The following is an 11,453-nucleotide window of genomic DNA, read 5'->3' on the forward strand; positions in this document are numbered from 1 at the left end:
GCGGGACCGAGATCCGGAGGACATCCCCGCAGATGAAGGCGTAGGTCACTCCGCTTGCCGGCTCAGACGGTCGGGACTGTTCCGCCATCGATCACGTACTCGGCGCCCACGATGGCCGAGGCGCGGTCCGAGACCAGGAACCCGACCAGGTCGGCGATCTCCTCAGTGTTGGCAAACCGTCCCAGGGGCACGCCTCCTAGGGAGTCGTAGATGCTCTGCTTGGCCTGTTCGCGGCTGATCCCGTTGCCCTCGGCGATTCGGTCCACGAACCTCTCGTAGGCCTCCGTCTCGATCCCGCCGGGGCTGATCGCGTTGACGCGGACGCCGCGCGGGGCGAGCTCGTTGGCGAGCCCCTTGCTGTAGGTGCGCAACGCGGCTTTCGCTGCCGCGTAGGCCAGGGACGCGTCGTACTGAGGGAGTTCACGCTGGATCGAGGTGAAGTGCAGCACGACCGCCGACTCGGACTCGATCATCGCGGGGAGGAGAGCTCGGTCGAGCCGCACCGCTCCGAGGAAGTTCAGGTTCAGCTCGATCATCCACTGCTCGTCGGTGATGGCCGCGAACCCACCGGACGGCGTCGAGGCACCTCCGACGACGTGCACCAGGATGTCCAGTGCGCCGCCGGTCTCGGCGATCCGGTCGGCCACCGCCTTCGTGCCCTCGACCGTCGAGGTGTCGGCCTCGATGAACCGGTCGGGGTGCTCGTATCCCTCGGGCATCGTCCGGGCCGTCACGTAGACGTCGGCGCCCATCTCCCGCAGTCTCTCGACGACGGCCTTGCCTGAGCCCTTCGATCCGCCCGTGACCAGCGCTCGGCGCCCATCGAGACGATCGCGATCTGAAGCGGGCATTCGCTCTCCTCTGAAGATTGACGTGATGCGGGTCTTGTCAGGACCCGTGGTTGGCGATGACGAGTTCGGTGACGAGGTCCTCACGGGTCGTGAACCGATAGTCGAGCTCGGCGACGCCGCCTGGGAAGGTTCCCTCGAGCCGCAGGGTCACCACCCAGTGGTCGTCGTTGATTCGGGCAGCAGCGATCTGCTCGGTCGTGTACTCGAACTCGGAGCCGGCGTCCCGCAGGAACGCGTGAATCTGCTCTCGGCCGCGGAAGGACTCGCCCTGGTCGATGGCCACCGCGTCCTCGGCGAAGAACGACGATGCTGTGTCGGCGTCGCGGACGACGTGAGCGGCGAGGAAACCGCGGACGGTGGCTGGCAGTGGATCGGACCGGAGGTTGATGTGGTGTGTCATGAGCCCACCATGTGGCCTCGCGGTGCAGGAGGGTCAAACGGTGGACTCTCCCCCTGGGGGAGCCTTCATACTGCGGAGGTGCTGACGATCGGGGAGTTCTCGCGCCTGACCCACCTGAGCGTGCGGACCCTGCGGCGGTACCACGAGGGCGACCTGCTGGAACCCGCCGTGGTGGACGAGACCTCCGGCTACCGCTACTACGCCATCGAGCAGATCCCGACCGCCCAGGTCATCAACCGGCTCCGCGAACTCGACGTCCCCCTGGGCGACGTGCAGCGGATCCTGCGGTCCCCGGACCCCGGTGTCCGCGCGACCCTGATCGCCGACCACCTCCAACGCCTGGAGGCCGAACTCGACCGCACCCGAGCCGCGGTCGCGTCGCTGCGCCGCCTGCTCCGCCCCGACCCCGCGCCGATCAAGGTGGAGCTCCGTGCCGAGCCCGCCCGCACGGTCGCGGCGGTGGCGGCCGTGGTCGACGAGGGCGAGGTCGAAGCCTGGTTCGCGGGCGCAATGGCGGAGTTGGAGGTGGCCGTTGGCGACGCGGTGACCGGTCCACCGGGTGGCACCTACGACAACTCCCTGTTCGAGCAGGGCCGCGGTCACGCGTTGGTCTACCTGCCGACGGCCGCTCCACCTCGTACCGGGCGGGTGCACGCCGCGACCCTACCCGCCGCGGAACTGGCGGTGGCCACCCATGTCGGCGAGCACGATGGCATCGAGGTCACCTACGGCGAGCTCGGTACCTGGGTCGTGAAGAACGCCATGTCGGTGGCGGGGCCCGTGCGGGAGGTGTACCTCGTCGGACCTCGGGACGCAAGCGATCCAGCCGCGTGGCGCACCGAGATCGGGTGGCCGGTCTTCCGAGTGACCTGAGTGGGTCGGCGGACCGACGGTCGTGAACGTCACCGTGATCTCCATCGGAGCCGTGCTGCGAAAGCGGCCTACCGCCCGGAGCCGGCGCTAGCGAATTCTGCGTTTGGCCTATCAAACGAGTACGCGGACGGTGTAGCAGTGGACCTCCCGGAGCATCACGCATACTCCTGTTCCAGGATGGCCAGGTCGCGGTCGGCGAACTGCACGTGCGCCCACTGGTCGCTGAAGATGACTTGCAGGCACTTGACCGCCGTACGTTCGGCGGGCGGCGGGCAGCCGATCGCGGTGTTCGGCCCCCGCACGCGGTCCAGCTCCTCCTGCGTGACCTGCGCCAGATATGCGCGCAGATCGGCGATCCGCTCGGCGCGCACGGCGAGGATTTCGCCGAGGGTGGGCGCGGCCGACTCGTCGATGCCGAACTCGGTGCCGTTGGTGGTGAACGATGCGGGTACGCCGATCGGATGGAACGGGTTCGGGCGAAGGGCCGCCGCGTGGCCATACCAGGCGTCCACGACGAAGATCGTGTGGCGCAGGGTTTGGGCGAGCGACCATTCGTCGTTCACTGATCTGTGGACGGCTTCCTCTGGCAGCACGCTTGCGCGTCGCAGCGTCGCCTGCCACAGCTCCTCGATGACATCCACCGCATCGCGCATCCTCTCGGGTGTGGTTGGCCGCAGTCGAAGCCGTTCGGGGTGCAGGCGATCCAGCTCGGCCTCGATCAATGGCATGACCTCCACGGCGTTGATGCGCAGGCCGTCGATCGCCCCGTCGATGTCGGCGTCCAACAGCAGCACGCCACGCATCCGGGCGCCGCTGAGATCCACCTCGCGGAAGGTTGCGCTGGCCATTGACAGGTCGATGAACTCCGCACCCTCGTAGTCGGGCTGCTGCACGAATCGCGTCATCGGCACACCGTAGGGGCCCGGTACGACAAGACCACCAGATCAACATCCCAGCATTGGGCTGCCCGGAGGTTTCCGGACAGGGGTTCCATTCGGGACCATTGACCGGGAGCGGAGGACTTAGAAGTGGCACGAGTGAAGATGAGAAATACTGGTCAACGATCTAGGTCTGCATCTTCTGGTCGGATCTGTTCTCCGACACGGTGGTGGTAGGCGAAGAATCACCCATGTGTACGTCCCGGCTTAGTCATCGGCGACGGCCACCGGCTCCGAGCCGATGCAGCGCACCTTCAACTCGTACCCCCGGGTGGGCCCCTGGAACGTGACCTCCACGTCGTCGTCCGGGCCCCGGTCCACGTCCCTGACCCGGAAGCCCTGCGCGGGTGCCCAGGAGACGAGGCGTACGCCACCGGGGCCGCACTCGGCCACGGCCGTGCCGCCGTCGGTGGCGAACCCCCGGCGGACCCCGGAGCTTGCGCTCGGTGCGGGGCTGGTCGCGCCCGGCCCGGCTGAGCTGGTGCCCGGCCCGACCGAGCCGGTGCCCGTCGTGCCGGTGGGCACCGGCTCCGGCGAGGCGAGCGCCCGCTCGATCTCGGCCTCGCTGCGCACCCCGCCCGGTGTGCCGGTGAGGCTCTCACCCACCAACCGGATCGCGCCCAACCCGATCAGGGTCGCCACGGCGGCGGTGGCCACCCACCCCGCGGCGACGAGAATCGAACGACGGCCCATCCTCTGACTATCCCCGATCCGTCCTTGTCGTTGGCACATCCGGACGCTAAGGCATGGTTAACGTGCGCCTCGCTGCCGGCGGCAGCGGCTAGCCTGCCAGCTGTGGCCCGCCTGCTGCTCATCGAGGACGACCTGACCATCCGTACCCCGCTGATCCGTGCCCTGCGGGAACGCGGCCACGCGGTGGCCGCGGCCTCGACCGCGATGGCCGGGCTCCGCGACGCCCTCGAGGACCGCCCCGATCTCGTCGTGCTCGACCTGGGCCTGCCCGACCTGGACGGGCGTGAGCTGCTGCGGATGCTGCGCGCGGTCAGCTCGGTGCCGGTCATCGTGGCCACCGCCCGCGACGACGAGGCCGAGATCGTCCGGGTGCTCGACGCGGGTGCCGACGACTACGTGGTCAAGCCGTTCACCGCGGCACAGCTCGACGCCCGCGCCCGGGCGGTGCTGCGGCGGGGGCCCTCCGGCGCCGACGCGCAGGACCCGGTGCTCGTCGTCGGCGGGCTGCGCGTCGACGCCCGGGCCCGGCAGGTCACCCTGGACGGGGTGGTGGTCGAGCTGACGCCGCGCGAGTTCGACCTGCTGCACCACCTCGCCGGCCGCCCCGGCCAGGTGGTCACGAAACGTGAACTGCTCACCGAGGTCTGGCAGATCCCGTACGGGGGCGCCGACAAGACCGTCGACGTGCACCTGTCCTGGTTGCGGCGCAAGTTGGGGGAGAACGCCCAACAGCCCCGCTACCTGCACACCGTGCGTGGTGTCGGGGTGCGTCTCGAAGCGCCGGCGGCGCAGCCGTGAGGGCACGGCTCGCGCTGCTGGTCGCCGCGGTCAGCGTGCTGACCCTCATCGCCTTCCTGGTGCCGCTGGCGCTGCTGGTCCGCACGGTCGCCGAGGACCGGGCCACCGTCCGGGCCACCGCCGACGCGCAGAGTCTGGTGCCGGTGGTCGGCACCGCCGACGCGGCGACCATCCGGCTCACCGTCGAGCAGCTCGCCGCGGAGTCCGGGCGACCGGTGAGCGTCTTCCTGCCGGACGGCACGGTGCTCGGCGCCCAGACCCCCCGTACGCCGGCGGTTGCCCTGGCCGCGCGGGGGCAGAGCCTCACCGGGGAGTCGGCGGCCGGCCGGGAGGTGGTCATCGCCGTGCAGGGCCGGTCGGACGGCACCGGCGTGATCCGGATCGTGGTGCCGAAGCACGAACTGACCGCCGGGGTCACCCGGGCCTGGCTGGTGCTCGCGCTGCTCGGCGTGATCCTCGTGGTGATCGGGCTGCTGGTCGCCGACCGGCTGGCGCGCACCCTGGTCCGGCCGATCAGTGACCTCTCCGCCGTCTCGCACCGGCTGGCCAACGCCGAGCTGGACGCCCGGGTCACCCCGGCCGGCCCGGCCGAGCTGCGCGAGGTGGCCGGTGCGCTCAACCACCTCGCCACCCGGATCCAGGTGCTCCTCGTGCAGGAACGCGAGCAGGTCGCCGACCTGTCGCACCAGTTGCGGACGCCGCTGACGGCGTTGCGGCTGGAGGCGGAGTCGCTGCGCGACCCGGACGACGCGTCCCGGATAACGGCCGCCGCCGACGGTCTCGAACGTGCGGTCACCGGGCTGATCCGGCAGGCCCGCTGGCGGCACTCACCGGCGGCGGGACCGGCCGCCTCGGACGCGGCGGCGATCGTCGCCGACCGGGTCGCGTTCTGGTCGGTGCTGGCCGAGGACACCGGCCGGGCCGTCACCCTCGACCTGGCGCCCGGGCCTCTTCCGGTCGGTGTGGCCGCGGACGACCTGGCGGCGGCCGTGGACGCCCTGCTCGGCAACGTCTTCGCGCACACCCCCGACGGAACGTCGTTCGCCGTCCGGCTCGCCGAAGACGCGGGGGAGGTGGTCCTCAGCGTCGCCGACGAGGGTCCGGGGATGCCGGCCGGCGCCGTCCGCCGGGGCGCGAGCGCGGCCGGGTCGACCGGCCTCGGCCTGGACATCGCCCGCCGCGCCGCGCAGGCCGCCGGCGGTCGCCTGGAGTTGGGTACCCGTCCGCGGGGCGGGGCGCAGGTGCTGCTGCGGCTCGGAGCACCGACGTCCCGGCCACAGGCATAGCCACCGCGGTCCCGGGTAGCTGCCAGTCATGGCGCGGTACACGAAACCCGAGCTCAGAGAGCAGATCAAGGAAGAGATCAAGTCTTCCGACAAGGGCGGCCGACCGGGGCAGTGGTCGGCGCGCAAGTCGCAGCTGGTCACTCAGGAGTACAAGAAGCGCGGCGGGGGATTCCTCGGCGAAAAGGACGAGCGGCAGAAGTCGCTCCAGCGCTGGGGCAACGAGAAGTGGCAGACGAAAGAGGGCGACACGCGGGCGCGCAAGGGCGACACGACGAGTCGTTACCTGCCCAAGAAGGCCTGGGACGAGATGTCGGACAGCCAGAAGCGCGCGACCGACACCAAGAAGCGCGAAGCGTCGCGAAGCGGCAAGCAGTACGTCGCGAACACCGGCCCCGCCAAGCGGGCGCGCCGGGACGCCACCACCGCCGGCCGGATGACCGAGATGTCGGTGGCCGAGGCGGCCAAGCTGGTCCGGGGCCTCGACACGCGACAGCTCAAGACCGCACTGCGCAACGAGCGCGCCAGCAAGGACCGCAAGACGCTCGTCCAGCGGCTCGAGGCGGAACTCAACCGGCGCGGCTGACCCTGCCCCCGGCCGCCTTAACCTGGCCTTAGCGCTCGGACAGCGCGGTGCTATCCCGACCTGACCGATCCTCGGAGTCGACAACCGAGGAAAGGTGGACACCACGATGAAGCGCACCAATCTGCTTCTGGCGACGGTCGGCGGTTCGGCGGTGCTGGCGGTGGCCGGGGTCGCGCTGGGCGTCAACGCCGCCAACGACCCGCGGACCGGCGGCACGGCACTCGCCGCGGCGACCGTCGCGCCGACGGCCACGGACGCGCCCGAGGTCAGCGGTTCGCCGTCGGCCAGCGGCACGCCGTCGGCCGGCACCCCATCGGGTACGCCGTCCAGCGGCACGCCGTCGGCCGGCACCTCGCCGGCGGGCAGCGCGGTCGACGAGAAGCGAGCCGGTGAGATCGCTCTCGCCAAGGCCGGTGGCGGCCAGATCGTCGAGGTCGAGGCCGAGCAGGAGAACGGTCGACCGGTGTGGAGCGTCGAGATCCTCGCGGGCGACACCGAGCACGAGGTGGACGTCGACCGGGACAACGGCTCGGTGGTGAAGGCCGAGCAGGAGCCGGTCGACGACGACGACAACGACGCCGATGACAACGACGACGACGCGGACGACAAGGACGACGACAACGACGACGACTGACCGTCCGGTGCCGCCGCCCGTCCCGGGGATCCCTCGGGGCGGGCGGCGGTTCTCGTCGTCGTCGTTCTTGTCGTCGTCGTCGTTCTCGTGGTGGGGCAGGCGCCCGGTGACGCGGCCTCAGAGGGGGACGCGTTGCTCCTGGACCGTCGGCTGGTCCTGGTCGAACTGGGTGCGGTACAACTCCTGGTAGCGGCCACCGGCGGCGAGCAGGTCGCTGTGCCGCCCGCGTTCGACGATGCGCCCGTCCTCGACCACGAGGATCTGGTCGGCCGCCCGGATGGTGGAGAGCCGGTGGGCGATGACCACGCTCGTCCTGCCGGTGAGGGCTTCGGCGAGGGCGTCCTGGACCGCCGCCTCCGAAGTGGAGTCGAGATGCGCGGTCGCCTCGTCGAGGATGACCACGCGCGGGCGGGCCAGCAGCAGCCGCGCGATGGTGAGCCGTTGCCGCTCCCCGCCCGACAGTCGGTAACCGCGTTCGCCGACGACGGTGTCGAGCCCGTCCGGGAGAGAGCGGATCAGGTCATCGAGCCGGGCCCGCCGCAGCACGTCCCACATCTCGTCCTCCGACGCGTCGGGGCGAGCGAACGCCAGGTTGGCGCGGATGCTCTCGTGGAACAGGTGCCCGTCCTGGGTCACCACGCCCAACGCCGTCCGGATCGACTCGGCCGACAGTTCGCGTACGTCGACGTCGGCGAGTTTCACCGTGCCGTCCTCGACGTCGTACAGGCGTGGCACGAGCTGCGCGATCGTCGACTTGCCCGCTCCGGATGATCCGACGAGGGCAACCATCTGCCCCGCCTCGGCGCGGAACGACACACCGTGCAGCACTTCCTCGCCGCCGCGTGTGTCGAGCTTCGCCACGTCCTCCAACGATGCGAGCGACACCTTGTCCGCCGAGGGGTAGCCGAACCGTACGTCGTCGAACTCCACCGCGACCGGCCCGTCGGGCAGGGGCCGGGCGTCGGCCCTGTCGAGGATCAGCGGCTTGAGGTCGAGAACCTCGAACACCCGCTCGAAGCTCACCAGCGCGCTCATCACCTCGACGCGGGCGCTGGCCAGCGACGTCAGCGGCGCGTAGAGGCGCGACAGGAGCAGCGCGAGGGCGACCACGGTCCCGGCGTCGAGGCTGCCCCGGAGGGCGTAGACGCCGCCCAGCCCGTAGACCAGGGCCAGGGCCAGAGAGCCGACGACGGTGAGCGCGGTGATGAACACCCACTGGAGCATGGCGGCGCGGATGCCGATGTCGCGTACCCGTCGGGCCCGTGCCGCGAACTCGGCGGACTCCTCGGCCGGCCGACCGTACAACTTGACCAGGGTCGCGCCGGGTGCGGAGAAGCGTTCCGTCATCCGCGTGCTCATGGCCGCGTTGTGCTCGGCCGCCTCACGCTGCAACTGGGCGAGCCTCGAACCCATCCGGCGCGCCGGGAGGACGAAGATGGGCAGCAGGACGAGCGCCAGGAGTGTGATCTGCCACGAGAAGGTGAGCATCACGGCCAACGTCAGCATCAGCGTGACGGCGTTGCCGACCACACTCGACAGAGTGTCGCTGAAGGCCCGCTGTGCGCCGATCACGTCGTTGTTCAGGCGGCTGACCAGCGCACCCGTACGGGTCCGGGTGAAGAACGCCACCGGCATACGCTGCACGTGGTCGAAGACGGCCGTGCGCAGCTGGACGATGAGCCCCTCACCGATGCTCGCGGACAGAAACCGCGTCACCAGACCCAGGCCGGCTTCGGCGAGCGCGATCAGGGCGATCAGCACCGCCAACCGGATCACGACGCCGCTGTCGGCGCCGTCGACGATCGCGTCGACCACCCGGCCGGCGAGTACGGGTGCCGCGACCGTGAGAACGGCCGTCACCACACTCAGCAGGAGGAACCTGACGATCAACCTACGGTGTGGTCGTGCGAACGTCGCGATGCGCTTCAGGGTGGCGCGGGACAGTGGCCGCTCATCCTGCGCGTTCATAGCGTGGTGCAGGGACATCCACGCGGTTACTTCCATGCTCATGCCATACCTCCGATACCGGAGGTTAGGACCTCACCCGAGCTTGAGGTCAAGTCAACGCGCTGGGCGCTCCAGTTCGGCCCGGATCTGACCGAAAACACCTCGCGGGTCATCCGTCTGGGCGAAACCGACGAGGGTCACCATGCCGAGCGTGTGCTGGTCACTCCACACGCAGACGTCGACGGGGATGCCCGTCTTTGCTTGGATGATGCCGCAACCGGCCACCCCGCCCAGCGCGCCTGGTTGGATCGGCCCCACGGCGGTGACGTTCGGCAGCCCGGCGAAGGTCTTGTCCAGCGCCACCGTCGGGTCGGTGATCGTGCCGGACACCGCACTGATCAGGATGACCCGTTGGTCGTCGTTGGGAATGTGCAGCCCGCGCTCTCCGGAGTGGACCTCTTCGGCCCGCACGTAGGCGGTGCCCATCGCGCTGGTCGGCCCAGCGGCAAGCAGCTTCTTGAAGGTGCCCATCTGCTGCTCGGCGCGGTCGTGGAAACCCCGGTCCACGGACTCGGTCCAGGTGCCCAGGAGCGTGGCCGGCTTGTCGATGCGCATCGCCGCGGCGGGGGGCGACGACTGCGTGACAGCTGCCGGTGCGTGGGTGTCGGACTGCGCCGTACACCCGGTCGTGAGCAGCAGGATCGTCGACGTCAGCGCGCCGACGACCGTTCGGCCAGCCGGCCTCGTGCGCGTCATGAGTCCCGTCTCCGTCTCGAGTTTCGCGCGATAGATATCGCACGCCCCGCTGCCACAAGACCCGGCCCGAACGCTGAGCGACCGTGGACAGGAAATCGAGGCCGCGAGCGAGCCGGGGGATCGACACCAGTCCGGCGGCCGGTCGGGCCATGCGCCGCTCCGGGTTGGCGTTCCTGGTCGGGATGGCCCTGATCGCCGCCACGTCGGCGATGCCCGGATGGCTCGCCGTTACGGTGCTGACGCTGGGGCTGGCCGCGCACACCGTCGGCGAGCTGTGGCACGCGGCGGGCTCACTCGAGTTGCAGTTCCGGCTCGCCCCTGCGCACACGCAGGGGCAGTACACGGGAATCTCCGGCCTCGGCACGGGCCTGGCCAACGTCGCCGCGCCTTCCTTGCTGGGCCTGCTCTGCATCGCCTGGGGCGCCCCCGGGTGGCTGCTGATGGGCGGCATCTTCGTCGCGGTCGGGGTCGCCGCCCCGGCGGTCGTCCGGTGGGGCGAGCGAACGCGTCCACTCTCGGCGGAGGCCGTCTAAGGTCCAGCGATCGTGAGCAGCAGCGCGGGCGGCGCGCGCCGACGGCGGCGCAGAAGGGCCCGATGTCGGGCATCAGCGCGAACGGCCACTCGTGGAGTCGTCCCAAGGGATTGCTCTCCGCTGGTCGTGTTCTATGTCCGTCGGTGGTAGTGGTTGCGGCGGGGGAGTTGGTCGGGGTCGAGCCAGGCCGGGGGCACGAACTCGGGGTGGCTGTCGTCGCCGAGCCGGACTGTCCAGTCGCTGTGGTGGAGGTGTCGGTGGTGGTGGCCGCAGAGTAGGACGGCGTTGCTGAGGTTGGTGGGGCCGCCGTCGGCCCAGTGTTGGATGTGGTGGGCGTCGCACCAGCGGGGTGGTCGGTCGCAGCCGGGGAAGGCGCAGCCGCCGTCGCGGAGCACGAGGGCGCGGCGCAGCGGGCCGGTGACGAGTCGGCGTTGTCGGCCGACGTCGAGGACCTGACCGGCGCCGCCGAGCACGGCGGGCAGGATCGCGGCGTCGCAGGCGAGTCGACGCACCGTTTCCGGTGTGAGGTGCAGGCCGGTGTCGAGGGTGCCGGCGCCGAGCTGCCTCGCGAGGGCGTCGAAGCTGGTGGTGACGACGATCTGAGCGGATTGGCCGCCGTGCTCCGGCAGCGCCTCGGCGCGGAGGGCGAGCCGGCAGACGTCGCGGAGGGCGTCGTGTCGACGTTGCCCAGGGGATCGAGCGTCGTCGGGCCCGTCGGGTGCGCTGAGGGGCTCGATGGCGGCGCGCAGCACTGCGGCGGTTTCCGTGTCGAGGATGCCGGTGAGTCGCAGGCGACCATCGGTTTGCTCGGAGAGGGTGAGGTGCCGGTCGCGGGTCGCCCTGGCGGCTTCGGCGTCGAGCGCGGCGCGGGCGGCGGCGTCGGCGAGGTCGGGTGCGACGTGGTCGAGGATGCGGGTGCCGAGTTTGCGCAGCAGGGTGGGGTCGAACTGCCCGGCCCAGTCGACCAGCACACCGACGGCCTTGTCGGCGGCCTGCGCGCCGGCTGAGGTGTGCACGGTGCTGACGGTGTCGGCGATGACCCGGGCCTGGTCGAGGGTGATGTGCCCGTCGGCCAAGGCTTGTCGTATCCCGGGGTTGCCGGTGTCCAGTGCGGCGGCGAGGTCGACGAGCCGGCGGGCGGCGGGCACGGTGAGGTGGAGG

13 protein-coding genes are annotated in these 11,453 nt (G+C 70.8%); 6 read left to right on the top strand and 7 right to left on the bottom strand.

Annotation, left to right across the window (positions count from 1 at the left end):
- Positions 1-62: 62 nt before the first annotated feature.
- On the bottom strand, positions 63-851 hold the full coding sequence (locus LADH09A_RS24235; RefSeq protein WP_238647786.1) for an SDR family oxidoreductase: 789 nt from the start codon (positions 849-851) through the stop codon (positions 63-65).
- A gap of 37 nt (positions 852-888) precedes the next feature.
- Complete coding sequence (locus tag LADH09A_RS24240) at positions 889-1,251, bottom strand: nuclear transport factor 2 family protein (protein ID WP_238647767.1); 363 nt, start codon at positions 1,249-1,251, stop codon at positions 889-891.
- Between the two features lie 78 nt (positions 1,252-1,329).
- Here LADH09A_RS24240 and LADH09A_RS24245 point away from each other — a divergent pair, with 78 nt between their 5' ends.
- A complete protein-coding gene (locus LADH09A_RS24245) occupies positions 1,330-2,124 on the top strand; it encodes a MerR family transcriptional regulator (protein WP_238647768.1) in 795 nt (264 codons plus the stop codon).
- Between the two features lie 155 nt (positions 2,125-2,279).
- Here the strand turns inward: LADH09A_RS24245 and LADH09A_RS24250 are convergent, their stop codons facing one another.
- Positions 2,280-3,029, bottom strand: a complete 750-nt coding sequence (locus LADH09A_RS24250) for a DinB family protein (protein WP_238647769.1) — start codon at positions 3,027-3,029, stop codon at positions 2,280-2,282.
- Positions 3,030-3,269: 240 nt separating this feature from the next.
- Complete coding sequence (locus LADH09A_RS24255) at positions 3,270-3,755, bottom strand: septum formation initiator (RefSeq protein ID WP_238647770.1); 486 nt, start codon at positions 3,753-3,755, stop codon at positions 3,270-3,272.
- 102 nt (positions 3,756-3,857) lie between these two features.
- Between LADH09A_RS24255 and LADH09A_RS24260 the strand changes: the two genes are divergently transcribed.
- The 4 genes from LADH09A_RS24260 to LADH09A_RS24275 all read left to right on the top strand — a co-directional run bounded on the left by LADH09A_RS24260 (position 3,858) and on the right by LADH09A_RS24275 (position 7,056).
- Positions 3,858-4,553 (top strand): response regulator transcription factor, encoded by a 696-nt coding sequence (locus LADH09A_RS24260; RefSeq protein WP_238647771.1) that lies wholly within the window; start codon positions 3,858-3,860, stop codon positions 4,551-4,553.
- Complete coding sequence (locus LADH09A_RS24265) at positions 4,550-5,839, top strand: sensor histidine kinase (protein WP_238647772.1); 1,290 nt, start codon at positions 4,550-4,552, stop codon at positions 5,837-5,839. The genes LADH09A_RS24260 and LADH09A_RS24265 overlap by 4 nt, the downstream gene beginning before the upstream one ends.
- Positions 5,840-5,867: 28 nt before the next feature.
- Positions 5,868-6,422, top strand: a complete 555-nt coding sequence (locus tag LADH09A_RS24270; RefSeq protein WP_238647773.1) for a DUF5872 domain-containing protein — start codon at positions 5,868-5,870, stop codon at positions 6,420-6,422.
- A 106-nt stretch (positions 6,423-6,528) separates the two neighbouring features.
- The gene (locus LADH09A_RS24275; RefSeq protein WP_238647774.1) at positions 6,529-7,056 is read left to right on the top strand and encodes a PepSY domain-containing protein; all 528 of its coding nucleotides are present in this window, start codon (positions 6,529-6,531) and stop codon (positions 7,054-7,056) included.
- A 117-nt stretch (positions 7,057-7,173) separates the two neighbouring features.
- Here the strand turns inward: LADH09A_RS24275 and LADH09A_RS24280 are convergent, their stop codons facing one another.
- Together LADH09A_RS24280 and LADH09A_RS24285 are read right to left on the bottom strand one after the other, a co-directional pair.
- Complete coding sequence (locus LADH09A_RS24280; RefSeq protein WP_238647775.1) at positions 7,174-9,066, bottom strand: ABC transporter ATP-binding protein; 1,893 nt, start codon at positions 9,064-9,066, stop codon at positions 7,174-7,176.
- A gap of 51 nt (positions 9,067-9,117) precedes the next feature.
- A complete protein-coding gene (locus LADH09A_RS24285) occupies positions 9,118-9,759 on the bottom strand; it encodes a hypothetical protein (protein WP_238647776.1) in 642 nt (213 codons plus the stop codon).
- 83 nt (positions 9,760-9,842) lie between these two features.
- Here LADH09A_RS24285 and LADH09A_RS24290 point away from each other — a divergent pair, with 83 nt between their 5' ends.
- On the top strand, positions 9,843-10,292 hold the full coding sequence (locus LADH09A_RS24290; RefSeq protein WP_238647777.1) for an MFS transporter: 450 nt from the start codon (positions 9,843-9,845) through the stop codon (positions 10,290-10,292).
- 131 nt (positions 10,293-10,423) lie between these two features.
- On the opposite strand, the gene LADH09A_RS24295 is transcribed toward LADH09A_RS24290, so the two are convergent.
- Positions 10,424-11,453, bottom strand: a 1,030-nt coding sequence (locus tag LADH09A_RS24295; protein ID WP_238647778.1) for an HNH endonuclease signature motif containing protein, incomplete at its 5' end; no start/stop codon positions are given.

The sequence above is a fragment of the Micromonospora cabrerizensis genome (assembly GCF_022230955.1).
Taxonomy (GTDB): Bacteria; Actinomycetota; Actinomycetes; order Mycobacteriales; family Micromonosporaceae; genus Micromonospora; species Micromonospora cabrerizensis.